At 71.2% G+C, this 24,817-nt stretch carries 19 protein-coding genes and 1 pseudogene; 14 read left to right on the top strand and 6 right to left on the bottom strand.

Translation table 11 applies throughout. The features are described 5' to 3' along the window. The first annotated feature begins 170 nt into the window (after positions 1-170). The gene (locus tag ACIG5F_RS22450; RefSeq protein ID WP_396520344.1) at positions 171-398 is read left to right on the top strand and encodes a hypothetical protein; all 228 of its coding nucleotides are present in this window, start codon (positions 171-173) and stop codon (positions 396-398) included. 124 nt (positions 399-522) lie between these two features. On the opposite strand, the gene sepH is transcribed toward ACIG5F_RS22450, so the two are convergent. The 4 genes from sepH to ACIG5F_RS22430 all read right to left on the bottom strand — a co-directional run bounded on the left by sepH (position 523) and on the right by ACIG5F_RS22430 (position 4,743). Continuing rightward, positions 523-1,506, bottom strand: coding sequence for a septation protein SepH (sepH, locus tag ACIG5F_RS22445; protein ID WP_396520342.1), 984 nt, complete (start codon positions 1,504-1,506; stop codon positions 523-525). Between the two features lie 173 nt (positions 1,507-1,679). Further along, entirely contained in the window at positions 1,680-2,819 is a 1,140-nt protein-coding gene (gene serC / locus ACIG5F_RS22440) for a phosphoserine transaminase (protein ID WP_396520340.1), read from the bottom strand. Positions 2,820-2,939: 120 nt separating this feature from the next. After that, a complete protein-coding gene (locus tag ACIG5F_RS22435) occupies positions 2,940-3,476 on the bottom strand; it encodes a tetratricopeptide repeat protein (RefSeq protein ID WP_396520338.1) in 537 nt (178 codons plus the stop codon). Between the two features lie 160 nt (positions 3,477-3,636). Beyond that, entirely contained in the window at positions 3,637-4,743 is a 1,107-nt protein-coding gene (locus tag ACIG5F_RS22430) for a citrate synthase 2 (RefSeq protein WP_396520336.1), read from the bottom strand. Between the two features lie 96 nt (positions 4,744-4,839). Between ACIG5F_RS22430 and ACIG5F_RS22425 the strand changes: the two genes are divergently transcribed. The 9 genes and pseudogenes from ACIG5F_RS22425 to ACIG5F_RS22385 all read left to right on the top strand — a co-directional run bounded on the left by ACIG5F_RS22425 (position 4,840) and on the right by ACIG5F_RS22385 (position 18,201). Further along, on the top strand, positions 4,840-5,142 hold the full coding sequence (locus ACIG5F_RS22425; protein WP_396520334.1) for an urease subunit gamma: 303 nt from the start codon (positions 4,840-4,842) through the stop codon (positions 5,140-5,142). A gap of 8 nt (positions 5,143-5,150) precedes the next feature. Then, positions 5,151-5,456: an urease subunit beta gene (locus tag ACIG5F_RS22420; protein WP_396520664.1), complete on the top strand. Its 306-nt coding sequence runs from the start codon at positions 5,151-5,153 to the stop codon at positions 5,454-5,456. Next, a complete protein-coding gene (locus tag ACIG5F_RS22415) occupies positions 5,453-7,174 on the top strand; it encodes an urease subunit alpha (RefSeq protein WP_396520332.1) in 1,722 nt (573 codons plus the stop codon). The genes ACIG5F_RS22420 and ACIG5F_RS22415 overlap by 4 nt, the downstream gene beginning before the upstream one ends. Beyond that, the gene (locus tag ACIG5F_RS22410) at positions 7,174-7,797 is read left to right on the top strand and encodes an urease accessory protein UreF (protein ID WP_396520330.1); all 624 of its coding nucleotides are present in this window, start codon (positions 7,174-7,176) and stop codon (positions 7,795-7,797) included. The genes ACIG5F_RS22415 and ACIG5F_RS22410 overlap by 1 nt, the downstream gene beginning before the upstream one ends. Further along, positions 7,787-8,473, top strand: a complete 687-nt coding sequence (ureG, locus tag ACIG5F_RS22405; RefSeq protein ID WP_396520328.1) for an urease accessory protein UreG — start codon at positions 7,787-7,789, stop codon at positions 8,471-8,473. Before ACIG5F_RS22410 ends, ureG begins: the two co-directional genes overlap by 11 nt. Positions 8,474-8,480: 7 nt before the next feature. Next, positions 8,481-9,203 (top strand): annotated as a pseudogene (locus ACIG5F_RS22400) (urease accessory protein UreD); the annotation flags it as partial. A 683-nt stretch (positions 9,204-9,886) separates the two neighbouring features. Next, the gene (gene pdxH / locus ACIG5F_RS22395; protein ID WP_396520326.1) at positions 9,887-10,552 is read left to right on the top strand and encodes a pyridoxamine 5'-phosphate oxidase; all 666 of its coding nucleotides are present in this window, start codon (positions 9,887-9,889) and stop codon (positions 10,550-10,552) included. Between the two features lie 98 nt (positions 10,553-10,650). Continuing rightward, positions 10,651-11,934 carry an MFS transporter gene (locus ACIG5F_RS22390; protein ID WP_396520325.1) on the top strand — a complete coding sequence of 428 codons (1,284 nt, stop codon included), beginning with the start codon at positions 10,651-10,653 and terminating at the stop codon, positions 11,932-11,934. 159 nt (positions 11,935-12,093) lie between these two features. Then, positions 12,094-18,201: a PA14 domain-containing protein gene (locus tag ACIG5F_RS22385; protein ID WP_396520322.1), complete on the top strand. Its 6,108-nt coding sequence runs from the start codon at positions 12,094-12,096 to the stop codon at positions 18,199-18,201. Between the two features lie 52 nt (positions 18,202-18,253). On the opposite strand, the gene ACIG5F_RS22380 is transcribed toward ACIG5F_RS22385, so the two are convergent. Continuing rightward, complete coding sequence (locus ACIG5F_RS22380) at positions 18,254-19,150, bottom strand: arginase family protein (protein ID WP_396520320.1); 897 nt, start codon at positions 19,148-19,150, stop codon at positions 18,254-18,256. 111 nt (positions 19,151-19,261) lie between these two features. On the opposite strand from ACIG5F_RS22380, the gene ACIG5F_RS22375 reads away from it, so the two are divergent. Beyond that, positions 19,262-20,167 carry an aldose 1-epimerase family protein gene (locus ACIG5F_RS22375; protein ID WP_396520318.1) on the top strand — a complete coding sequence of 302 codons (906 nt, stop codon included), beginning with the start codon at positions 19,262-19,264 and terminating at the stop codon, positions 20,165-20,167. A gap of 41 nt (positions 20,168-20,208) precedes the next feature. Then, positions 20,209-21,423, top strand: coding sequence for an amidohydrolase (locus tag ACIG5F_RS22370; protein ID WP_396520315.1), 1,215 nt, complete (start codon positions 20,209-20,211; stop codon positions 21,421-21,423). A 43-nt stretch (positions 21,424-21,466) separates the two neighbouring features. On the opposite strand, the gene ACIG5F_RS22365 is transcribed toward ACIG5F_RS22370, so the two are convergent. Next, the gene (locus tag ACIG5F_RS22365; RefSeq protein WP_396520313.1) at positions 21,467-22,597 is read right to left on the bottom strand and encodes an acyl-CoA dehydrogenase family protein; all 1,131 of its coding nucleotides are present in this window, start codon (positions 22,595-22,597) and stop codon (positions 21,467-21,469) included. 90 nt (positions 22,598-22,687) lie between these two features. Here ACIG5F_RS22365 and ACIG5F_RS22360 point away from each other — a divergent pair, with 90 nt between their 5' ends. Beyond that, positions 22,688-23,293, top strand: coding sequence for a TetR/AcrR family transcriptional regulator (locus ACIG5F_RS22360; protein ID WP_396520312.1), 606 nt, complete (start codon positions 22,688-22,690; stop codon positions 23,291-23,293). Between the two features lie 170 nt (positions 23,294-23,463). Beyond that, positions 23,464-24,390 carry a carbohydrate kinase gene (locus tag ACIG5F_RS22355; protein WP_396520310.1) on the top strand — a complete coding sequence of 309 codons (927 nt, stop codon included), beginning with the start codon at positions 23,464-23,466 and terminating at the stop codon, positions 24,388-24,390. The last annotated feature ends 427 nt before the right edge of the window (positions 24,391-24,817 follow it).

Here is a 24,817-nt window from a genome sequence, read left to right as displayed (position 1 = left end):
ACCTCGACCATACGAGGCCCCTCTGACAACAACATCCGAATTTCCGGGCGGCGACACGAGCCTGCGGGCTCCAGCGCACTCGAGGTCAAGGGCGAAGCCGCAGGTCACACCGGACGGCGGGGCGTGGGCCATGGGTGTCGGGGCGCGCGAATCCGGCGCATGATGCACCCATGACGCGACCCGAGTCCGTGCACTACCTGCGTACGGAGCCGACGATGGCGTTCCCCGAGGGACGGCTGCTGGCCCGCAAGCAGCGCCAGCTCTACGTCCTGGCCCCGGACGGCTGGACGCGGCTCGGCGCCGACCGTCCGATCGACGCCAAGCCGCTGACCCGCCAGGAGGCGGAGGACTGGTGCGAGCGCGAAGGCCTGGACTGGCAGGCCTTCGAAAACCTGTGACCGAGCTTGCGAGGGCACCGTTCAACACAGTGACCTTGGGTCGCAGGCACGCCGAGCGCCAGCGAGGTGGGGCTGTGACCGAGCTTGCGAGGGCACCGTTCAGCACGGTGGCCCAGCGCGGGACCTAACGCTGCGAGCGCACCCCGAGCAGCACGTCCTCCCAGGACGGCACGATCGGGTGGTTCTTCTTGCCCCGACGCGGCGGCGCCTCCGCCTTGCGGGCGGCCGGCTGGGCCTCCGGCTTCGCCGGCTCGGGGGCCTGCGCGGCCGGCGGCTCCTCCACCGGCTCCGGATCGGTGATCGCGGGGGCCGGCGGCTGAACCGGCACGGTCGGCTCGACCCGGGCCGTCTCCGGCTCGGGCACGACCGGGGCCGGCTCCGGGGCGGTCGTCGGCTCGGGCGCCACCGGCGGCGGCGTCACGGCCTGGGCCGGTGCCGGTGCCGGCGTCGGCGCGGGGGCCTGGGGCTCCAGCTCCAGCGCCTGCCGGGCCAGCTCCGTCACCGGCCGCACGGTGCGCAGCGGCCGGTTCGGGGACGGGTCCAGCAGGTCGATGGCGTGGTCGTCGATGGGCGAGACGGTGCCGCCGTGCGCGCCCGGGTGGAACGCCCAGTGCGCCCGGTTCTCCGACCTACCGGCCTGCCAGTGCAGCTGGATGATCCACTTGCCGTCCTCGCCGCGCCAGGAGTCCCAGTTCACCGACGCGTAGTCCTGGCCGCGCAGGCCGAAGGAGTGCGCGATGACCTCGCCCAGGGTCTGCACGTCCGGCCCGTCCTCGCGGATCGGGTGGGCGCGCTGGGCCAGCTCGGCGGTGCGGGAGCGCTCCAGCAGCACGGGGTAGGCGAACCGCTCGATACGGTGCGTGGGCATGCCGGCCGCCGCGGCGACCTGCTCCACCGACTCACCGGCGCGGATGCGGGCCTGGATCTCGCGGGGACGCATCTGGACGTCGGTCTCCGCCGCGATCTGGCCGAGGCGGGCGACGTCGCCCCGCGCGGCGGCGCGCAGCCGCTCGTCGCAGGGAATGGTGTAGCGCTCACCGCGAACGGGGTCTTCGCAGATGACAGATGTGCCGTCGTCGTCGAGCCCGACGACTCGCAGCGCTCGCATCACGGCCTCCCCGATCTGTCACCTCGCCACTCGCCAACGATAGTTCGGCGCGCCTACTTGACGCCGCAGGCGCGCCGAGTCTATCGACATCCGACCACGATCCTGCCGGATTTACTAGCTAGGACGCATGGCGAGGCGATCAGGTTCACCACTACGGACCGTGAACCGAAAGATCACAGTTGACCGACGACCCACTCCACGCACTTGGTCAGCGCGGTCACGTCGTCCGGCTCGATCGCCGGGAACATGGCCACCCGCAACTGGTTCTTGCCCAGCTTCCGGTACGGCTCCACGTCCACGACCCCGTTGGCCCGCAGCACCTTGGCCACGGTCGCCGCGTCCACGTCGTCCGAGAAGTTGATCGTGCCCACGACCTGGGAGCGGTTGGCCGGGTTCGCCACGTACGGAGTCGTGTACTCGGTCGCCTCGGCCCAGGAGTACAGCCGCTGCGAGGAGTCGGCGGTGCGGGCCGTGGTCCACTCCAGACCGCCGTTGCCCAGCATCCACTCGATCTGGTCGGCCAGCAGGAACAGCGTGGCCACCGCCGGGGTGTTGTAGGTCTGGTCCTTGGTCGAGTTGTCCAGGGCCGTGGTCAGCGACAGGAACTCCGGCACCCAGCGGTCCGAGGCGCCGATCTCGGCGACCCGCTCCAGCGCCGCCGGGCTCATCAGGGCCAGCCACAGGCCGCCGTCCGAGGCGAACGACTTCTGCGGCGCGAAGTAGTAGACGTCGAAGTCCTCGGCCTTGACCGGCAGGCCGCCCGCGCCCGAGGTGGCGTCGATGGCGACCAGCGCGCCCTGCGAGCCGGCCGGGCGGATCACCGGCACCGCCACGCCGGTCGAGGTCTCGTTGTGGGCCCAGCCGACCAGGTCGACGCCCTCGCCGGCGGCGAACGCGATCTCCGGGGCGTCACCCGGCTCCGCCTTCACCACGACCGGGTCCTTGAGGAAGGGCGCGCCCTTGGTGACGGTCGCGAACTTCGAGGAGAACTCCCCGTAGGTGAAGTGCTGCGCCCGCTCCCGCACCAGGCCGAACGCCGCGGCGTCCCAGAAGGCGGTGGTGCCGCCGTTGCCGAGCACGACCTCGTAGCCCTCGGGCAGCGAGAACAGCTCGCGCAGGCCCGCGCGGACCCGGCCGACCAGCGACTTCACCGGCTTCTGCCGGTGCGAGGTGCCCATGAACGCCGCGCCATCGGCCGCCAGCTTGGCCAGCTGCTCCGGGCGGACCTTGGACGGGCCGCAGCCGAAGCGGCCGTCGGACGGACGCAGCTCGGCGGGCAGGATGAGGGTGGCGGGGTCTGCGGTCTGCGTCATGCCGGCGCCTCCGGACGTGTCAGCAAGGGCAAAGGGGGCCGGCGCCGTTGCCGGGAAGGGCTCAGTGTTGCAAATCGGTGTCCGTCACGTGACGGCCGGGTGTTCTGCGCCACACCGTAGTCACGGATCGGTCAGGTCGGCCAGCAACACCGCCTGTGCCGTGGACGCGATGTCGTCCCAGCTGTCCGGCGGCAGCTCCAGCAGCCGGCGCACCCGCTGGCGGCTGGACAGCAGCTGCATCAGTGTCGCGTCGTCGACCACGTCCGCGGTGTCGAAGTTCTGGTAGAACGCCAGACCCGTGGTGAACCAGGACAGCGCCCCGTCCAGGTCGGCCGCCTCCTCCAGGACCTCGCCGGCGCAGACGTAGGCGAACGGGTCGGTGGGCCGCGAGCGTTTGAGGTCGGCCAGCGTGCTCAGTGCCTGGTCGGGTCGCCCCGTGTCGAACAGGAACCCCGCGTAGTACGTGCGGGCGTCCCCGACCACGTGGCCCCCGTCGGCGATCGCCGCCTCGAACAGCTCGCCCGCCCGGTCCGTCCGGCCGGCCGCCGCCCACCCCTCCGCGGCCTCGACCAGGTACTGCGCCCGCTCCCGCGGGATCAGCGCGGCCAGCCGCTCGGCCTCCGCCGCCTCGGCGGCCCTGGCCCCTGCGTCCCGCATTCCCGGAGGCTAGCGGGTGAGAGCGCGTCCAAACGCCACCTCACAGAGTGGTTCCCGAACCCCCGTTCACTCGATCGGCCCACTCCCCTTCCGTTACCTGAGTGGCTCGCTTTCCGTTTGGGGCCACCTGAGCCACTCAGGTAACGAAAAATGGCGGGGGTCAGCCGTGGGCGATGGAGTCCCAGCCCTCGACCTCGTCCGGCTTGCGGGGGCCGGGGCCGATGTACGAGGCGGAGGGGCGCACGAGGCGTCCGGTGCGCTTCTGCTCCAGGATGTGCGCGCACCAGCCGGCGGTGCGGGCGCAGGTGAACATCGCCGGCATCATGTGCGGCGGGACCTCGGCGAAGTCGAGGATCACCGCGGCCCAGAACTCGACGTTGGTCTCGATGGCCCGGTCGGGGCGGCGTTCCCGCAGCTCGGCCAGGGCGGCCTGCTCCAGGGCGTTGGCGACCTCGAAACGGGCGGCGCCGAGCTCGTGGCAGGTGCGGCGCAGGACCCGGGCCCGGGGGTCCTCGGCCCGATAGACGCGGTGCCCGAAGCCCATGAGCCGCTCGCCCCGGTCGAGGATGCCGGCCACGACGGCGCGCGCGTCGCCGACCCGTTCGACCTCCTCGATCATCGGCAGCACCCGCGCGGGCGCGCCGCCGTGCAGCGGGCCGGACATGGCGCCGATGGCCCCGGACATGGAGGCGGCGACGTCGGCTCCGGTGGAGGCGATCACCCGTGCGGTGAAGGTCGAGGCGTTCATGCCGTGCTCGGCGGCCGACACGAAGTAGGCGTCGACGGCCTTGATGTGGGCGGGATCGGGCTCGGCGCGCCAGCGGGTCATGAAGCGCTCGGTGATCGTCCGGCACTCGTCGATACGCCGCTGCGACACCGCGGCCCGGCCGATGCCGCGGGCCGACTGGGCCACGTAGGACAGGGCCATCACCGAGGCCCGGGCCAGCTGGTCGCGGGCCTGCTCGTCGGTGATGTCCAGCAGCGGCTGATAACCCCAGATCGGCGCGAGCATGGCCAGCGCGGCCTGCACGTCGACCCGCACGTCCCCGGTGTGCACCGGGATCGGGAACGGCTCGGCCGGCGGCAGCCCCGGCCCGAACCGGCCGTCCACCAGCAGCGCCCACACGTTGCCGAACGTCACCCGTCCGGCTAGATCCTCGATGTCCACTCCGCGATAGCGCAGCGCGCCGCCGTCACGATCGGGCTCGGCGATCTCGGTGCGAAACGCGACCACGCCCTCGAGCCCCGGCCGGAATCCGTCCTCCATGGCGCAACCCTGCACCCGCGGCGGCCGATCGGCAATCGCTGGTAAACATCATGTTGCCATCGCCATCCGGCGGTCACCCCGTGTTAGATCTCTGCCATGCACCTGACGCCGCACGAACGGGACAAGCTGCTGGTGCACGTGGCCGCGGACGTGGCCCGTCGCCGGCTGGACCGGGGCGTGCTGCTCAACTACCCCGAGTCGGTCGCGCTGATCACCGACCACGTGCTGGAGGGCGCCCGCGACGGCGAGTCGGTCTCGGCGCTGATGGCCAGCGGCCGCCAGGTGCTGCGCCGCGACCAGGTCCAGCCGGGCGTGCCCGAGATGCTGGACTCGGTGCAGGTGGAGGCGACCTTTCCGGACGGCACCAAGCTGGTCACCGTGCATGACCCGATCGCGTGAGGGTGGCGATGATTCCAGGCGAGATCATTCCCGGCGACGAGCCGGTGGAGCTGAACCCGGGGCGGGAGCGCACCGTGCTGACCGTGGTCAACGCCGCCGACCGGCCGGTGCAGGTCGGCTCGCACTACCACTTCGCGGCCGTCAACCCCGGGCTGGAGTTCGACCGGAAAGCCGCCTGGGGCAAGCGTTTGGACGTGCCGGCCGGCACGTCGGTCCGGTTCGAGCCCGGGGTGGAGCGCGAGGTGACGCTGGTGCCGATCGCCGGCAACCGGGTGGTTCCGGGGCTGCGCAAGGAATGGTCGGGGGCACTGTGACGAGCATCGACCGCCGCCGGTATGCCGAGCTGTTCGGGCCGACCGCCGGCGACCGGATCCGGTTGGCCGACACCAACCTGTTCATCCAGGTGACCGAGGACCGCAGCAGGGGCGCGGGCTCCGGGGACGAGGTCGTCTTCGGCGGCGGCAAGGTGATCCGCGAGTCCATGGGCCAGGGCATGGCCACCCGGGCCGAGGGCGCGCCGGACGTGGTGATCACCGGCGCGGTCGTGCTGGACCACTGGGGCGTGGTCAAGGCCGACGTCGGCATCCGCGACGGCCGGATCGTCGGCATCGGCAAGGCCGGCAACCCGGACACCATGGACGGCGTCGACCCGGCGCTGGTGATCGGCCCGTCGACGGAGATCGTGGCCGGCAACGGCAAGATCCTCACCGCCGGCGGCATCGACTGCCACGTGCACTTCATCTGCCCGCAGCTGGTCGACCAGGCCCTGGCGGCCGGGCTGACCACGCTGATCGGCGGCGGCACCGGGCCGGCCGAGGGCACCAAGGCCACCACCGTCACGCCCGGATCCTGGAACCTGGCAAGGATGCTGGCCTCGATGGACTACCAGCCCGTCAACGTCCTGTTGCTGGGCAAGGGAAACACCGTCAGCGAGGAAGGGCTCTGGGAGCAGCTTCGCGGCGGGGCCGGCGGTTTCAAGCTGCACGAGGACTGGGGCACCACGCCGGCCGTCATCGACTCGGCGCTGCGGGTGGCCGACGCCTCCGGCGTGCAGGTGGCCATCCACACCGACACCCTGAACGAGGCCGGCTTCGTCGAGTCCACTGTGGACGCGATCGGCGGGCGGTCGATCAACGCCTACCACACCGAGGGGGCCGGCGGCGGGCACGCGCCGGACATCATCAAGGTGGTCGGCGAGCCCAACGTGCTGCCGTCGTCGACCAATCCGACCCGGCCGCACACCGTGAACACCCTGGACGAGCACCTGGACATGCTGGTGGTCTGCCACCACCTGAACCCGTCGGTGCCCGAGGACCTGGCCTTCGCCGAGAGCCGGATCCGGCCGACCACCATCGCCGCCGAGGACCTGCTGCACGACATCGGGGCCATCTCGATGATCAGCTCTGATTCGCAGGCCATGGGCCGCATCGGCGAGGTGATCATCCGGACCTGGCAGACCGCGCATGTGATGAAGTCACGGCGAGGTGTTTCCCCAGGAGGAAACTACAAAGCGGACAACGAGCGGGCCCAGCGCTATGTGGCCAAGTACACGATCAACCCGGCCATCGCCCACGGCATCGACCACGAGGTCGGGTCGGTGGAGGTCGGCAAGCTGGCCGACCTCGTGTTGTGGGAGCCCAAGTTCTTCGGCGTGCGGCCGCACATGGTGCTCAAGGGCGGCTTCGCGGCGTGGGCGGCGATGGGCGACGCCAACGCCTCCATCCCGACCCCGCAGCCCGTGCTGGCCCGGCCGATGTTCGGCGCCGCGCCACGGGTTGCCGCCGCGAGTAGCGTGCACTTCGTTTCCCAGGCGGCCATCGACGACGACCTGGCATCGAAGTTGGGGCTCTCACGGCCATTGCTCCCGGTCGCCGACACCCGCCGCCGCGGCAAGGCCGACATGGTCCTGAACGACACGCTGCCCCGTGTCACCGTCGATCCCGACAGCTTCGCCGTGCATGTCGACGGCGAGCTCGTCGAGCCCCATCCGGTGACGGAACTGCCCATGTCGCAACGCTATTTCCTGTTCTGATGTCGACCGTGCTGCTGGTGCTCGCCGATTCCCGCTTCCCGGGCGGCGGGCACGCCCACTCCGGCGGCGTCGAGGAGGCCGCCGCCCGCGGCCTGATCACCGACGAGCCCTCCCTGGCGTCCTTTTTGGACGGCAGGCTGCGCACCAATGGCCTGGTGTCGGCCGCCTTCGCCGCCGCTGCCGTCGACGACTCATGGTCCACTTTGGACGTTGAGCTGGACGCTCGCACTCCTTCGCCCGCCCAGCGCGCTGCCTCCCGCGCCCAGGGCAAGAGCACTCTTCGAGCCGGTCGTGTGGCGTGGCCGTCCCCTCTGCTGAACTCGCTTTCCCAGCCCCACCAAGCCATTGCCATCGGAGCGCTGGTTCACGTCGCCGGCGGCACTCCCCGTGAGGCCGCCGAGTGCGCTGCCTATTTGTCGGTCAGCGGTCCGGCCAGCGCCGCCGTACGGCTGCTCGGGCTGGATCCCTTCTGTGTCAACGCCATCGTGGCCCGTTTGGATCTCGCCGCCGTGGTCGACGAGGCGGTCAAAGGCCTTCCCATGCTCGGCGCGCCCGCCCTGGACCTGTTCGCCGACTCCCATGCCCGGATCCACCAGCAGGAGGTGCGTCTCTTTGTCAGCTGACCACGAGCACCCGATCTCGTTCGACCCCACGTTCACCGTGCACGACCACCATGAGCAGCCGTCCACCGCCGGCCGTGCCGTCCGTATCGGCATCGGCGGTCCCGTCGGCAGCGGCAAGACCGCCCTCACCGCCGCCCTCTGCCGGGCCCTCGGCGACGAGATCGAGCTGGCCGTCGTCACCAACGACATCTACACCACCGAGGACGCCGACTTCCTCCGCCGGGCCGGCGTGCTCGACCCCGCCCGCATCGAGGCCGTGCAGACCGGCTGCTGCCCGCACACCGCCATCCGGGACGACATCAGCGCCAACCTCGACGCCGTCGAGACCCTCGAACAGCGCTTCCCCGGCCTCGACCTCGTGATCATCGAGAGCGGCGGCGACAACCTCACCGCCACCTTCAGCCGCGGCCTCGTCGACCGCCAGGTCTTCGTCGTCGACGTGGCCGGCGGCGACAAGGTCCCCCGCAAGGGCGGCCCCGGCGTGACCACCGCCGACCTCCTCGTCATCAACAAGATCGACCTCGCCGAGCTCGTCGGCGCCGACCTGGACGTCATGACCTCCGACGCCCACCGCATGCGCAACCACCGCCTGCCCGTGATCACCCAGTCCCTCACCCGCACCCCCGACGCCCCCGAGGTGGCCGACTGGGTCCGCAAGCAACTGGCCGTGGGTTGACGGCGTGATGCGGGCGAGGGCCCGGCTCGGGGTGGAGCTGCGTGACGGTCGCAATGTGCTGTCCGAGCTCCGCTCGGTTGCGCCGGTGACGCTGGTGCCGCAGCGGCGTGGCGGGGGCGGGGCCGCGGTGGTTCATCTCGTGAGCTCCGCCACCGCGCCGCTCGGCGGGGACGACCTCGCGCTCGAGGTGCGCGTCGGCGCTGGAGCAGTGCTGCATCTCTGCGGCATTGCCGCCACGCTCGCGCTGCCCGGCATCCATGGTGAGCGGAGCCGGACCTCGATTCATTTCGACATCGATGTCGGCGGCACGGTCGTTTTCCTTCCCGAACCCACCGTCGTCACCGCCCGTGCCGCGCACAGTTCACTCTTTACGGCGAATCTTGCCGACGCCGCTCGACTTCGTTGTCGAGAAGTGCTCGTGCTCGGCCGGGTCGGCGAGTCTCCGGGCAGTCTGGACAGCACCGTCGAGGTCGTGCGGGCCGGCATGCCCCTGCTCCGCCAGCGCATCGACATCGGCGACCCCACGCTCACCGCCAGCGCCGCCTACCTCGCCGGCCATCGGGTGCTGGCCACCGAGCTGCTGGTCTGGGGTCCCGACCCGGCCACCGCCGCCAGCGGCGACTGGTGGTCGCTCGCCCCGCTGGCCCACGGCGGCTCCCTCGCCACCGCCCTCGCCCACGATGCCGTCACCGCCCAGCGCCGCCTGGCCACCGCGGTCGCGGCCCACCCCGGCCTGGCCAACCCCGAACCCGCGCCGACCCGCACGACCAGCGCGCCCGCCCACCTCGAAATCCCGACAACACCATCCCACCCGGTCGCCGGCCGCCTCTGACCATCACGCCCCCGCCCGACCAGCGCCGACGCGTTCGAGCAATGCTGACGCGTTCGACCAGTGCCGACGCGTTCGACCAGTGCTGACGCGCTCGACCAGTGCTGACGCGCTCGAGCAATGCTGTCCCGGTCGAGCACTGCGCACGCCGTCGACCAATGAGTACGCCGTGGAGCATTGCGCACGCCGTTGACCACTGCGTGCGCCGTGGAGCATTGCGCACGCTTTCGAGTTCGGCCGCCGCCGTCAACTGGGCGGGAAGGTGGGGGAAGGGCGGTGCGGCGGGGTGAGGTCGCGGGGAGCGGTTGTGATGTCGCTCGCCGCGGGGCGGGCGGCGGAGAGGGCAAGGGGGGAGGGACTTGCGGTCGGTGGGGCGGCGGGTCGGGCTGGGGTTCCACTGTGGACGGGGGTTTCTGAATTGATCACTTTTTCGATCCGGAACCGCTGCGTGGCCAATTCCCGTTCGTGATCACTTCGCCGGGTGTTCACCGTCACCTCGCGAGCGGTTCCGGTTTGGCGGCAAACCCCGTACCTTCCGACGAACACGGTTGGTACCACGAGTGCTCTTCCGCGCGGAGGCCGCTATGCCGGAAACCCAGTCCGAGACCAACATCGCGCTCCCGGCGATGCGAGTGTCCTACGAACAGGGCTCGCTGACCGAGATCGACCTCGCCGCGACCTGGCACGAGCAGCTGAGTCAGTGGCTGGACGAGGCGACACGCGCGGGGCTGGTTGAGCCGAACGCGATGGTGCTGGCCACGGCGGACCCGGAGGGCCGGCCGTCCTCGCGCACGGTGCTGGCCAAGGGCCTGGACGCCCGTGGACTGGTGTTCTACACGAACTACACCTCCAACAAGAGCCACGACCTGAGGGCCACCCGGTACGCCTCGGCGACCTTCCCCTGGCTGGCCATGCACCGCCAGGCGACGGTCCGCGGCACGGTGGAGAAGGTCGACCCGGCGGAGACGGCGACCTACTGGGCCACCCGCCCGCGCGGCTCGCAGCTGGGGTCGTGGGCCTCGCCGCAGTCCCGGGTGGTGCGCGGCCGCGGTGTCCTCGACAGCGCGCTGGCCAACATCAACCGGCAGTTCGCGGACGCGGAGCGAGTACCGGTGCCGCCGCACTGGGGTGGCTGGCGGATCCGGCCGGAGATGGTCGAGTTCTGGCAGGGCCGGCAGGACCGGATGCACGACCGGCTGCGCTTCCACCTGGTCGGCGAGAGCTGGCAGGTCGAGCGGCTCGCGCCGTAGGGCAACCCACGACGTGACACCCGACGGCCCGTGACCATGTCACGGGCCGTGGCAGATCACACCCGGAAGGGTCGTTAGTTATCCTAAACTAACGACCTGTGACCGCTGCCGACACCGACGCGCCCCCGAAACGTGGCCTGCTGGCCCGGCTGGTGCTGGACACCAGGCCGCTGAAGCTGCCGGCCTACCGGCGGCTGTGGTTGTCCACGGTGATCACGGCCATCGGCAGCCAGCTGACGGCCGTCGCGGTGCCCAAGCAGGTGTACGACATCACCGGCTCGTCCGCGTACGTGGGCGTGGCCGGGGCGGTGGCGCTGGTGCCGCTGCTGGTGTTCGGCCTGTGGGGCGGCGCGGTCGCGGACGTGATGGACCGGCGAAAGCTGCTGCTGATCAGCAACGCCGGCATCGCGGTGGTCTCCATTCTGCTGTGGTTGCAGGCGTTGACCGGCATGAACTCGGTGACGGTGGTGTTGGTCCTGCTCGGCCTCCAGCAGGCGTTCTTCGCCGTGAACATGCCGGCCCGCAGCGCCTCGATCGCCCGGCTGGTGCCGAGGGAGCTGCTGCCGTCGGCCAACGCGCTGGGCTCCACGGTGCAGTCCTTCGGCGCGGTGCTTGGCCCGATGCTGGCCGGCGCGTTCATCCCGATCCTGGGCCTGTCCACGCTGTACCTGATCGACGCCGTCGGCCTGACGGCGACGCTGTGGGCGGTGTGGAAGCTGCCGCCGCTGCCTCCGCTGGACGGCGTGCGCCGCACGGCCGGCCTGCGGTCGGTGATCGACGGATTCCGTTACCTGTCAACGAAGAGCGTGCTGCTGGCCTCGTTCCTGGCCGACATCATCGCGATGGTCTTCGGCATGCCGCGGGCGCTGTTCCCGGAGATGGCCGAGCGGACGTTCCACGACCCGGCCGGCGGCGGCCCGGCGCTGGGCTGGCTGTTCGCGGCCATCCCGCTGGGCGCGCTGCTGTTCGGGCTGCTGTCGGGCTGGCTGTCCCGGATCACCCGGCACGGGGTCGCGGTCTGGGCGGCGGTGGCGGCCTGGGGGGTGGCGATCATCGGCCTGGGCCTGTCGCAGTCGCTCTGGCTGGCGGTGCTGTTCCTGGCCCTGGCCGGCGCGGCCGACATGGTGAGCATGGTGTTCCGCGGCGCGATCCTGCAGTCCGCCGCCACGGACGAGATGCGGGGACGGATGCAGGGCGTCTTCACGGTGGTCGTGGCCGGTGGGCCGCGGCTGGCCGACGTCCTGCACGGCACGGTCGGCGCGGCGGTCGGCACCTCGTGGGCGGTCTCCGGCGGCGGTGTCGCCGTGCTGATCGCGATCGCCGTCGCGGCCGTCGCCCTGCCGGCGATGTGGCGCTACCGCGCGTCCGTGGATAGGGCCTGAGCTGCGGGTTTAATATTTTCTCAAGATTTGTCCCTCGGCCTGGACCTACCTTCTCGTTGCCGTGCGCCAGCACGGCGGTGATGAGGGGGTTCGGTGAGAACAGTTCGTTCCGACGCGCGCAGACGCGTCTGGACTCGTGCACGGGCCGGCGGGGTGGCGATGGCTGCCGTCGCCGCGCTCGGCATCACGTCGGTGGAGGCGGTGCTGCCGCCACCGGCCGACGCGGCGGCGTCGAAGGCGAGCGACCCGAGGCTGCTGCCGGTGCTGCCGACCGCGCCGGCCAAGGCCGCGGCGGCGCAGCCCGCGCCGAAGGCGGACTTCACGCCGATGGCGAAAACCGGCGAGAGCCACTTCGACCCCCAGCGGTCGAAGATCATCTCGCGTTCCACGTACACCGAGGAATACCTCAACCCGGACGGCACGCACAGCGTGCGACAGTCCACCAAGCCGCTGAACATCAAGCTGGCGGACGGCACCTGGACACCGGTGAACACCGCGTTGACCGTGGACGGTGCGAGCAAGCGGGCCAGCGCCGCCCGCAATCCGCTCAACCCGTCGATGGCCGGCGCCGCGAACGACCCGGCCGTGCTGCGGGTGGACGCCGACGGCCACACGGTCTCCCTCGGCCTCGACCACGCGGCCCCGGCCGCCGCCACCGTGGCCGGCAACGGTGTCAGCTACGCCAACGTGGCGCCGGACACCGACCTCGGCTACGAGGTGACCTCCGGCCAGGTCAAGGAGACCGTCAAGCTGAAGAAGCCGCCGGCCACCGCGTCCTGGCGATTTCGGCTCGACGCCGGCGATCTGACGCCGGCGGTGGACAAGTCCGGCGAGGTGCGGCTGACCGACGCGCACGGCGACGTCAAGCTGGTCATCCCGCCGGTGGAGACGTGGGACTCCGCGGGTGGCGGCGACACCGCGCCGGCGGTGACCGGCGGCTCCTACGGCCTGGAGCGCGCCGGTTCGGCGTGGTGGCTGACGGTCTCCGTCGACCAGAAGTGGCTGCACGACCCCAAGCGCGTCTATCCGGTGACCGTGGACCCCACGTTCGCCTTCGGCGTCGGGGAGTCGCATGCCTACCGCAGCGACGGCTACACCTGTGACAACTGCGGCCTGCGCATCGGCAACAGCCTCAACGGCGGCGACTCCTACAACCGCAGCTGGTTCTACATCGACTACTCGTCGTTGTGGGGCAAGACCGTGGTCGGCGCGAAGCTGGACGTGGACCGCCAGACCGACACGACTGGCTCCATCAAGGCCTGGAGCGCCGGCCTGTGGCACGCCACCGACCGCAACTTCAACGCGCTCGGCGAGTACCTGGGCAGCACCCTGGTCGGTGACGTGGGCACCTTCAACCACCCGTACCTGACCAACTTCCTGCGCGGCCGCGTCGACGCCCGGGACAACAACGTGGCGTTCATGCTGACCGGCGGCGAGGACCCGGGCGTGTGGAGCTACAAGCACCTCAACGCCACGCTCACCGTCGACACCGGCACCGCCCCGCCGGCCCCGACGCTGGCCTCGCCCGCGGACGGCAGCGTGCTCACATCGCTGACTCCGACGCTGGCCGTGAACCCGGTCACCGACTCCGACGGCGACAAGGTGAAGTACTGCTTCAAGGTCGCCACGGGCGCCGACGCCGAGTCGGGTGTCGTCGTGGACTCCGGCTGCCTGGACTCACCGACCTGGTCGGTGCCCTCGGGCGTGTTGCAGGACGGCGTCGCCTACACGTGGCACGCCGCCGCCTACTCCGGCATCACCAGGGTCACGCCGTCCTGGGTCGGCCACATCAAGGTGGACCAACGCATCGGCGAGCACGGACCGTCCCCTGTGGACAACTTCGTCGGCGCGACCGTGAACCTGGCCAACGGCAACCTGTCCCTGGCCGAGGCGACACCGTCGTTCGCCACGGTCGGCGGCAGCGCCGGCATGACGTTCACCTACAACTCGCAGCAGGTCGACCCGAAGGGCCTGCGCGCCTCGTACTTCAACGATCTCAGCCACAACGGCATCATCAACCCGAGCCAGCAGCCGGTGCTCGTGCGCACCGAGCCGCAGGTGAACGTGGACTGGGGCGCCAACTCGCCGTTCCCGCCGGCGCTCGGGGCGGACTACTTCGTGGTCCGCTGGGAGGGTTACTTCCAGGCGCCGACCACCGGCACCTACCAGTTCGCCGGCGTGCACGACGACGCGGCGCAGATCTGGGTCAACAACAACCAGGTCTACACCACGACCAGCGGCAGCGACGTGAACTGGGCGGCGGCGACCGGGGTGGCGCTCACCGCCGGCCAGCGCGTGCCGATCAAGGTGGAGCTCCAGGAGATCACCGGCAACGCGATGATGCGGCTGTTCACCCGCACCACCGACGGCGCCACGGTGCCGGCGCAGATCGTGCCGTCGGACTGGCTGTACAGCAGCGACGCGCCGGCGCTGCCGTCGGGCTGGACGCTGTCGTCGGATCTGGACGGCTCCAGCTCCGGGTACACCACGGCCCAGGTGACCGACCAGAACGTGGTGCTGACCGACTCGACCGGCGCCAAGCACACGTGGACCAAGAAGAGCACCGGCGGCTACACCGCGCCGGCCGGCGAGGACGGCCTGCTCACGTTGGACGCCAACGGTCTTGTCGTGTTGACCGAGGGCGCGGAGGTCTTCTCCTTCCGTCCCGACGGCCGGCTCGGCTCGCAGACCGCCAGCGCCGACTCGCGCAAGCCGGCCGCGTTGCAGAACGTGTACGACGGCGCCACGCCGGCCCGGCTCGTGCAGATCAAGGACCCGGTCAGCGGCCGTGCGCACGTGCTGCACTACAACCGGGCCGGTGACGACTGCTATGGCGGTGTGACGCCGCCGCAGGGCGCGGATGCCTTGCCTCCGGCGCAGATGCTGTGCCGAGTGTCCTATTGGGACGGTACGGAGACCCGGCTGTGGTACACCGGCGGCCGGCTGTCCCGGATCGAGGACCCGGGCTCCGAGGTCACCGACTACGGCTACAACGCCAACGGGCAGCTGGTCATGCTGCGGCTGCCCACGGTCACCGACTGGATCGCCGCCGACCCCACGCACCGCACGTGGCCGGACTACATGACGCAGATCGGCTACGACAGCCCGACCGGCAAGGCGAAGGTCACCGGCATCACCGGACCCTCGCCGCAGGCCGGCCAGGCGCGACCGGTCCACAGCTACCGCTACGACCCGGCCAACCGGCAGACGTTCACCGACATCGCCGGCCTGTCGCCCGCCACCGGATTCGCCGGCAAGGTCACCTATGACGACGCCGACCGGGCGCTGACCGCCACCGACGCCACCGGCAAGGTCACCGCGCAGACGTGGAGCCCCAAGGATCAGGTGCTCACCAGCACCGACGCCGCCGGCCGCGTGTCGACCACGGTGTACGACCGCGCCGACCGTGAGACCGACACCTACGGTCCCGCGCCGGGCAACTGCTTCAACGGGCAGTTGCCGACGACGTGCCAGTGGGGCGTTCCGCACAAGCACACCGACTACGACCAGGGCCTCAACGGCCTGGCGGTGGCCTGGTACGACAACCACAGCCTGACCGGCGCGCCGAAGGTGTTCACCACCGGCATCGGCACCGCCGACGGGACTCTGGTCCGCAACTGGGGCACCGCCGCGCCGACCGCCGGCATCCCCGCGGACCACTACTCGCTGCGGGCCACCGGTGAGATCACCTTCCCGCAGGCCGGCGACTACACGCTCCGGCTGCTGGCCGACGACGGCATCCGGGTGTGGGTGGACGACCAGCTCGTCATCGACGACTGGCGCAACACCTCGGCCACCCGCACCGCCACCGTGCACAGCGACGCGGCGAACTCGGTGAAGCGGATCCGGATCGAGTACTACGAGTTCGACCAGGGCGCGCAGCTGGAGCTGGACTGGACGACGCCGTCCGGGGTGCAGCAAGCCGTGCCGGGCGCGCAGCTCAGCCCGCGCTACGACCTGCCGACCGGCAGCGTCGAGTCGGACGACCGCGGCGTGCCGGAGCACCGCACCGCCACCAGCTACGGCGACGGCAACGTGGAGTCCGCGTACGGGCTGGCCACGAAGACCGCGGTCGACCCGACCGGGCTCAACCTGGGCAGTGTCGACGGCTACGAGCCGCTGGGCAGCGGATATCTGCGGCGTACCAGCAAAACCATGCCGACCGGGGCCAAGAGCACCTACGCGTACTACGGCGACACCGAGACCAGGGCGAACCCCTGTGTCGCCGGCAGCGCCGCGGTCAACCAGGGCGGCATGGCCAAGCTCACCACGTCGGCGACCCCGGCGACCGGTGGGGCCCGCACCGACGAGCAGGTGTACGACGCGTCCGGCCGTGTGGTGGCCAAGGCGACCAGCGGCGACTGGATCTGCACCAGCTTCGACGCCCGCGGTCGCACCACGCAGCAGACGTTCCCGGCCAACCCGACCGTCGGCGCGCGGACCGTCACGTACAACTACGCGGTCAACGGCGATCCGCTGACGTCCTCGGTGTCGGACTACACCGGCACCGTCACGACGACCGTGGACCTGTTGGGGCGCACGGTGTCCTACACGGACGCGAACGGCGTGAAGACCGACACGGTCTACGACGCGGCCGGCCGTCCGTCGACCAGCACGATCACGCCGCCCAACCCGGCGGACCAACCGCAGGTCACCAGCTTGACCTACGACGACGCCGGCCGGGTGCTCACCACCCAGCTGGCCTCGACGGTGCTGGCCAACAGCCACTACGACAACGCCGGCGAACTGTCCTCTGTGGACTACGCCAACGGTGCGAAGCTGGCTGCCATCAACAAGAACGGCGCGGGCGAGACCACCTCGCTCGAATGGCACACCTCGGACGGCAAGGTCGTCTTCTCCGCGGTGACCAGGTCGACCGCCGGCACCATCGTCGACGAGGCGCTCAACTACGTCGACCCGCGGCCGGACGGCGCGAACTACAGCTACGACGCGGCGAACCGGCTCACCGAGGCGTACGTGAACGGGCACCACTACACGTACGACTTCGCCTCGGCGGCATCGTCGGCGTGTCCGAGCGGCACGCAGGCCAACGCCGGTCTCAACACTAACCGGATGCGGCTGCTGGACCAGACCAGCAGCGGCACCGCGGAGACCGACTACTGCTACGACGCCGCCGACCGCCTGCTGGCCGCCGTCGGCGCCAACGCGATCACCGGTTTCCAGTACGACAGCCACGGCAACACCACGCAGTTCGTGTCCGGCGGCGCCACCACGTACCTCGGCTACGACTCGGCCGACCGGCACCTGACGGCCAGCACGAAGAGCAGCGACCCCAACCAGGTCGCGGACGTGAGCTACGTGCGGGACGCCGCCAACCGGATCGTCCGCCGCGACGCAAAGTCCGGTGACACCAACGGTGTCGCGCTGTACGGCTACAGCGGTGACGGCGACAGCGCCGACCTGACCATGGACGGCACGAAGAAGGTGCTGAGCACCTCGATCGGTCTGCCCGGTGGCGTGCTGTACACCGTGCAGGGCGGTTCGAGCACATGGGACGCCCCGTCCGTGCGCGGCGACCTGGTGCTGACCATGGACGCCGCCGGCAAGCAGAGCGGGGACCTGCGGTACTACACCCCCTTCGGCGAGGCGCTCAACGCGTCCGGGGCCGTCGATCCCCAGGCGGTGCCGGACAACCAGCCGGGCAAGATGGACTACGGGTGGTTGGGCCAGAACCAGCGCCCGTACGAGCATGCCGGCGCGCTGGCGTTGGTGGAGATGGGCGCACGGCCGTATCTGCCGGGCGTGGGCCGGTTCCTGTCGGTCGACCCGGTCGAGGACGGTTCGGCCAACGACTACGACTACGTCAACGCGAATCCGATCATGGGCACGGACCTGGATGGCACGAGGGCCCGGCGGCATCGGTACTGGAACCCGTGGCGGCCCAGTCCCCATGAGCTCAAGCGGCGGATGGCTCGCCAGTTGGTCAAGGCCGCGCGGCGGGCCCAGCGGGCCATGATCCAACGCGTCGTGGACGCGCGCAATCGCGCCGCGCGGGAGCGGTTCAAGGGCAGCCTGCGGCTGGACATCTGGGCCGACTGGATCTCGAATCTGACCGGGCCCGCCGGCGGGCTGTCCTGGGTGTGCAGTGCGCTACAGGGCGGGTCGAGCCTGGACCAGAAGTGTCTGTCCGTCCAACACGGCATCACGCGGGCCTACCAGTGGGGCTTCGAGCGGGCGGTCGACGTCGGCTGGTCGCTCGGACGCGGGCTCGTGACCGGGGTCAGGCGGCTTCTTTCCTGGTTCTGACCGGTGATCGAGGCGGGGTGGCTGCTTCGGCGGCCACCCCGCTTTGCTGCCGTCAGGAAACCCTTGGCGCCAAACCTCTCGCGAGGGTGTCGACCAACGCCTTGGCGTAGGCGCCGTCGGGGTCCAGATCCGGGTCGAACACCGTCACCTCCACGCCGAGGCAGCCCGGGGCGACGGTCAACCCGGCCAGCAGCTCCGCCAGCTCCGCGTGGTCCAGACCTTCGGGCGCGGGGGCGTCGACGCACGGCATGACGGCTGGATCCAGCACATCGACGTCGAGGTGCACCCAGAAGCCGTCCAGCTCGTCGAGCCGGCGGCGGGCCCACTCGGCGGACTCGGCGGCGCCGGCCTTGCGGATCTCCAGGGCGGTCCGGTGGCCGATGCCGCACGAGGACAGCTCGCCCCGGGCGTCGTCGTCCTCACGGATGCCCAGCACCACGACGTCGGCGTCCTCGAACAGCCGGGAGGCCACGTCGGCCTGACCACGACCGGTGGCCAGGGCGAGGTCCTCGCCGGCGGCGGCGCCGATGTCGGCGGCGGCGGAGTTGCCGGGGTGGCGGAAGTCGCTGTGCCCGTCGACGAAGGCGAGGCCGTAGCGACGGCCCTCGGCCAGGGCCCGTTCCCGCAGGGCCAGGCCGGTTCCCAGCAGCACGGAGCAGTCGCCGCCGAGCACGAGCGGGAAGCTGTGGCCGATCATGCCGGCGACGCGGTCGGCGAGGCGGCGGGCGAAGGCGGCGATCCCGGAAGCGTGAAAAACACCGTCGCCGGGCTGCCAGGCACCCAGGTCGTAGCGCGGTGCGACGAGCCCCCCGGCGTCGGCGGCGGCGAGGCGGCCGAGCAGGCCGGCCTCGCGCAGCGCCGCGGGCGCCTTCGCGCAGCCGGGCACCACTCCGGGCGCCGGTGGGCGCAGGCCCAGGTTCGTCGGTGCGTCCACGATGCTGATCGCCACGGACACAACCCTAGATACGCCGGTCGGGTGAAGCCGAACCGTGTTGAGTTCGGCCCCGATCGGTGAGCCGATCGTTACGAGTTCCCGCGTCGGACCTCTAAGCTCGCACGGGTGAGCGGTCCCACTGGCGCCCAGTTCGAGATCACCTACGGCCGCGCCCGCGCGGTCGTCACCGAGGTAGGCGCGGGCCTGCGGACCTATGAGGTCGCGGGCGTCGACTACGTGCAGAGCTATCCCGACGACACCTACCCGCCGATGGGCGCGGGCGCGGTGCTCGTGCCCTGGCCGAACCGGGTGCGGGGCGGCCGGTGGCCGTTCGAGGGCGGCGCCCAGCAGCTGGAGCTGACCGAGCCGGAGCGGCACAACGCCAGCCACGGCCTGGTGCGCAAGCACACCTGGCAGGTGATCAGCCACACCGGTTCGCTGATCTCGCTGGGCATCGACGTGCCGGCCCAGCCCGGCTGGCCGGTGCCGCTGCGGGTGACCATCAGCTACGCCCTGGACGCCGACGGGCTGACCGTCACGCACGGTGTCGCCAACGTGGGCGACCGCCCGGTGCCGTTCGGTGTGGGCATGCACCCGTACCCGAGGGCCGGCAACTCGGCGCTCGACGACTGCACGCTGCACCTGGCCGCGACCACGAGCCTGCCGCTGAGCCCGGAGACGATGACCCCGGACGGCCCGCAGACGCCGCTGGCCGGCACCGACCTGGACTTCACCAGGCCGAAGTCGCTGCGCGGGGTCCGTCTGGACCACGCCTTCGGCGGCTGCGAGCCGGGCGCCGACGGCCTGGTCCGGCACCGGCTGACCGGCCAGGACGGCGGCGTCGAGCTGTGGGCGGACCCGGACTTCCGCTGGGTGCAGGTGTACACGCCGGACGACTTCCTCGGCCGGGGCCGGGCCGTCGCGATCGAGCCGATGACCTGCCCGCCGGACGCCCTCAACTCCGGCATCGACCTGATCACGCTGGCCCCGGGTGAGGCGTGGTCGGCCCGTTGGGGACTGCTGCCGCGCTGAACCGCTGTTCAACCCGCCCGAGACCGTTAGCATCGCGAACCATGAACGTGGCGATCACAGGCGGATACGTGGTGCCGGTCGACGGCGACCCCATCGACGGCGGGACAGTCCTGGTCATCGACGGGCGGATCGCCGCCGTCGGCGCGGACGCCGACGTCGACGTGCCCGACGACGTGGCGGTCGTGGACGCGGCCGGCTCCTGGGTGCTGCCCGGGTTCGTCGAGGCGCACGGGCACCTCGGCGTGGCCGAGGAGGCCGAGGGCTGGGCCGGCGAGGACACCAACGAGATGACCGACCCGGTCGGGGCCCGGTTCCGCGCGCTGGACGGCATCAACCCGGCCGACCTGGCCTTCGCGGACGCGCTGTCCGGCGGTGTCACCACGGCGGTGATCAAGCCGGGCTCGGGCAACCCGATCGGCGGCCAGACGGTGGCGGTCAAGTGCTGGGGCCGGACCGTGGACGAGATGGTGCTGCGCGAGCCGGTCAGCGTGAAGAGCGCGCTGGGCGAGAACCCGAAGCGGGTCTACGGCGACAAGAACGTCACGCCGAGCACCCGCCTCGGCGTGGCCGCGGTGATCCGGGAGGCGCTGGTCAAGGCCCAGGACTACAAGGCAAGGCGGGACGCGGCGGCGGCCGAGAACAAGCCGTTCGACCGGGACGTCACCAACGAGATCCTGGTCAAGGTGCTCGACCGCGAGCTGCCCTGGTGCCAGCACACGCACCGGGTGGACGACGTGGCCACCGCGATCAGGCTGTCCGAGGAGTTCGGCTACCGGCTGGTCATCAACCACGGCACCGAGGCCCACCTGATCGCCGACCTGGTGGCGGAGAAGAACATTCCGGTGATCATCGGCCCGCTGTTCACCACCCGGGTCAAGGTCGAGCTGCGCAACCGCTCGATGCGCAGCCCGGGCATCCTGGCCAGGGCCGGGGTGGAGCTGGCGATCATGACCGACCACCCGGTTGTGCCCATCCACTTCCTTGTGCACCAGGCGACTCTGGCCGTCAAGGAGGGTCTGGACAGCGACACCGCGCTGCGGGCGATCACCGCCAACCCGGCGCGCATCCTCGGCCTCGACGACCGGGTCGGCTCGCTCAAGCCGGGCCTGGACGGCGACATCGTGATCTGGAGCGGGGATCCGCTGGACGTGATGAGCCGGGCCCTGCGCGTGTTCATCCAGGGCCGCGAGGTCTACCACTTCGACGAGAACTCCGGCGAGGGCGTGACCGTCGACCCGTTCTACCGCGAGCGCTGACCCCCGAGGGCGGGTTCGCCGAGCCGGCGAACCCGCCCTCGGGTCAGCCCTTGGCCAGGTGCCGGCCGATCACCATGCGCTGGATCTGGTTGGTGCCCTCGAAGATCTGCAACACCTTGGCCTCACGCATGTAGCGCTCGGCCGGGAAATCGCGGGTGTAGCCGGCCCCGCCGAGCACCTGCACGGCGTCGGTGGTCACCTTCATCGCCGCGTCGGTGGCGACCAGCTTGGCGATCGAGGCCTGCCGGCTGAACGGCAGCTTGCGGTCGCGCCTGCGGGCCGCCTCCAGGTAGGTGGCCCGGGCCGACTCCACCGCGGCGGCCATGTCCGCCAACAGGAACTCCATGCCCTGGAACTCGATGATCGGCTTGCCGAACTGCCGGCGCTCGCGGGCGTAGTTGACGGCCTCGTCCAGCGCGGCCTGGGCCAGACCGACGGCGCAGGCGGCGATGCCGAGCCGGCCGGAGTCCAAAGCGGACAGTGCGAACCTGAGACCGCTGCCCTCGTCGCCGATCCGGCGCTCGGCCGGCACCCGCACGCCGTCGAAATGCAGCTGTGCCACGGGAGAACCGGTCAGGCCCATGGTCCGCTCGCGCTCGGCGGCCGACAGGCCCTCGCTCTTGCCGTCCACGAGGAAGCACGAGATCTCGCCGGTGCGGGCCATCACCGTGTAGAAGTCGGCGACGCCGGCGTGCGTGATCCATGCCTTGGTGCCGTTGAGGACGTAGTCGTCGCCCTCGCGCACCGCGCGGGTGGTCATGCCGCCCGGGTCCGAGCCGGCCTGCGGCTCCGACAGCGCGTACGCGCCGAGCAGCTCGCCGCCGATCATGTCCGGCAGCCAGCGCTCGCGCTGCTCGTCGCGGCCGAAGGTGGCCAGCGGGTAGCAGGACATCACGTGCACGGAGATCGCCTCGGCCACTGTCAGCCAGTTGCTGGCGATCTCCTCCAGGACCTGGAGGTAGACCTCGTACGGCTGGCCGCCCCCGCCGAACTCCTCCGGGTACGGCAGGCCGAGCAGCCCGGTCTTGCCGAGCAGCCGGAGCACCTCCCGCGGGAACCGGCCGGCCTCCTCCTCGGCCGCCGCGCGCGGGGCCAGTTCGTTCCGGCCGATGTCCCTGACCAGCTCGATCAGGTCCTCGGCCTCGGTCGTGGGCAGCAGGCGCTCGGCGGGCATGGCTACGCTCCCAGGTCGTAGTTCAGTACTGACAACAGTACTCTGGGACGTACTGGAGTACTACTGGTGAGTTTGTGGCACGCTCCACACATGACCAGGGCCGAAGTCAGCGCGCGATCGCGGCGCCGCACCCTCACCGCGCGCCAGTCCGACCTGCTCAACCGGCTGGAGCAGCTGTTCCTGGCCGAGGGCTTCGCCACGTTCACCCTGGACGACCTGGCCGCCCGCATGCGCTGCTCCAAGTCCACCCTGTACGCGCTGGCCCCCAGCAAGGAACAGCTGTCGGTGCTGGTGGTCAGCCACTTCTTCAAGAAGGCCACCGCCCGCATCGAGGCCCGCGTCGCCGACGTCGAGGACGTGCGGGCCCGCATCGGCGAGTACCTGTCGGCCGCCGGCGACGAGCTGCGGCCGGCCGGCCGCGAGTTCATCGGCGACATCGCCGCCTTCCCGCCGGCCCGGGCCGTCTACGAGCTCAACGCCCGTGCCGCCGCCGCCCGCATCCACTCGCTCATCGCCGACGGCGTCAAGCAGGGGGCGTTCCGAGACGTGCACGCCACGCTGGTCGCGGAGATGGTCGGCCTGACCATCGAGCACATCCACCTGGGCGTGATCGCCAAGCGCACCGGCCTCTCGGACGCCGAGGCCTTCCAGGCCCTCTCCGAGTTCCTCCTAGCCGCCCTCGCCCCAACCGCCTAACGGCCCCCAACGCTTGCCCCCAACGCTTGGAAGGGGGCTTTCCTTCACTCCGAGTGGAGGAAAGCCCCCTTCCAAGCGCCGGGCGGCGGCGGGGAAGGGGGGCCTTCCCAGGGGTGGCGCGGGCGACCTAGCATGGGCCGGCTCGTGACAACGTTGACAAAGGGGTGCGCGTGATCGTCGTCGCTGGTGAGGCGCTGGTCGACCTGGTTCCGACGACGGGCGGCGCGCTGCTGCCGCAGCTCGGCGGCGGCCCGTACAACGTGGCGATCGCCGCCGGCCGCCTGGACGCGCCGACGGCGTTCCTGTCCCGGGTCTCCACCGACGCCTTCGGCGACGCCTTGATCGCTCGGCTCAAGGACGCCCAGGTGGACGTGAGCCTGGTGCAGCGTGGCCCCGAGCCGACCACGCTGGCGGTCGTCGGCCTCGCGCCGGACGGCTCGGCCCGCTACGGCTTCTACGTCGAGGGCACCGCCGACCGGCTGGTCGCCGACCCGGGCCCGCTGCCGGCCGACACCCGGGCGGTTTCCTTCGGCACGCTGTCGATGGTGCTGGAGCCGGGCGCGTCGGTGTACGAAGCCCTGCTGCGCCGGGAATCGGCCAACGGCCGGCTGACCGCGCTGGACCCGAACGTGCGGCCGGTGCTGATCCCGGACGCCGAGGCCTACCGGGCCCGGTTCCGCTCGTGGCTGCCGGAGGTGGGCCTGCTCAAGGTGTCCATCGAGGACGCGCAGTGGCTGGCCGGCGACGCCGACGCGATGACGGAGATCCGCCGCTGGCAGGAGATCGGGCCGGCCGCGGTGGTGATCACGCGCGGCGGCGACGGGCTGGCCGTGCTGTCGGGTGACGGCCAGCTCGTCGAGGCGCCGCCGGTCCGCGTCGAGGTGGTGGACACCATCGGCGCGGGCGACACGGTGCAGGGCGCGCTACTGGCGTGGCTGCACCGTCACGGCGAACTGTCGAAGGAAGCGGTCAGGTCGCTGACCGACCAGGAGTGGCGGGCGGCCCTGGCCTTCGCCGGGGCCGCCGCCGCGATCACGGTGTCCCGCGCCGGGGCCGAACCGCCCCGCAGCGCGGAATTGACTCACCAGCAGTGGTGATGCCACCACCACGCGCCCAGGGAAACACCAAGACCCAAGCCGAGCACGATCATCTCGAAACCTCCGCCTCGTGTGCAGAAATTGATTTCGAAGAAATGCGGCCGCTGGAACAAAATTAACCCGGGGACAACGGTCCGGGGCGACACGAATGTGTCGACCTGTTGTCACGGGACGTGTCGGTAACCAGCACGGGCGGTGCGCGTGACCACCCGGGTGGCGCAGGCGGCTGCTCCGTACGGCGGAAACCGGGCCGGGTGCGGTCGGACGCCAGGCCCGGGCCCGGCGTGGCCCGCGCCACGGCTGCGGCCCCGATGTGTCCTTATCGTGACCCGAAGGGGTCCGGACATCGTGTGATACCTGTCCCATCGCCCGCAACAGCACGCCCGCCGCGCTGTGCGGGGGGCCCGAGGGCTACTAGCGTGGCAGG

Source organism: Kutzneria sp. NPDC052558 (assembly GCF_044547355.1).
GTDB lineage: Bacteria > Actinomycetota > Actinomycetes > Mycobacteriales > Pseudonocardiaceae > Kutzneria.
Note: the sequence above shows the minus strand (reverse complement) of the source record. Positions and strands in the feature narration are given on the sequence as shown.

Excerpts from the sequence above, each read along its gene's own strand:
- ACIG5F_RS22450 (WP_396520344.1), top strand. The coding sequence starts at position 171 with ATGACGCGACCCGAGTCCGTGCACTACCTGCGTACGGAGCCGACGATG.
- sepH (WP_396520342.1), bottom strand. The coding sequence starts at position 1,506 with ATGCGAGCGCTGCGAGTCGTCGGGCTCGACGACGACGGCACATCTGTC.
- serC (WP_396520340.1), bottom strand. The coding sequence starts at position 2,819 with ATGACGCAGACCGCAGACCCCGCCACCCTCATCCTGCCCGCCGAGCTG.
- ACIG5F_RS22435 (WP_396520338.1), bottom strand. The coding sequence starts at position 3,476 with ATGCGGGACGCAGGGGCCAGGGCCGCCGAGGCGGCGGAGGCCGAGCGG.
- ACIG5F_RS22430 (WP_396520336.1), bottom strand. The coding sequence starts at position 4,743 with ATGGAGGACGGATTCCGGCCGGGGCTCGAGGGCGTGGTCGCGTTTCGC.
- ACIG5F_RS22425 (WP_396520334.1), top strand. The coding sequence starts at position 4,840 with ATGCACCTGACGCCGCACGAACGGGACAAGCTGCTGGTGCACGTGGCC.
- ACIG5F_RS22420 (WP_396520664.1), top strand. The coding sequence starts at position 5,151 with ATGATTCCAGGCGAGATCATTCCCGGCGACGAGCCGGTGGAGCTGAAC.
- ACIG5F_RS22410 (WP_396520330.1), top strand. The coding sequence starts at position 7,174 with ATGTCGACCGTGCTGCTGGTGCTCGCCGATTCCCGCTTCCCGGGCGGC.
- pdxH (WP_396520326.1), top strand. The coding sequence starts at position 9,887 with ATGCCGGAAACCCAGTCCGAGACCAACATCGCGCTCCCGGCGATGCGA.
- ACIG5F_RS22385 (WP_396520322.1), top strand. The coding sequence starts at position 12,094 with ATGGCTGCCGTCGCCGCGCTCGGCATCACGTCGGTGGAGGCGGTGCTG.
- ACIG5F_RS22370 (WP_396520315.1), top strand. The coding sequence starts at position 20,209 with ATGAACGTGGCGATCACAGGCGGATACGTGGTGCCGGTCGACGGCGAC.
- ACIG5F_RS22365 (WP_396520313.1), bottom strand. The coding sequence starts at position 22,597 with ATGCCCGCCGAGCGCCTGCTGCCCACGACCGAGGCCGAGGACCTGATC.
- ACIG5F_RS22360 (WP_396520312.1), top strand. The coding sequence starts at position 22,688 with ATGACCAGGGCCGAAGTCAGCGCGCGATCGCGGCGCCGCACCCTCACC.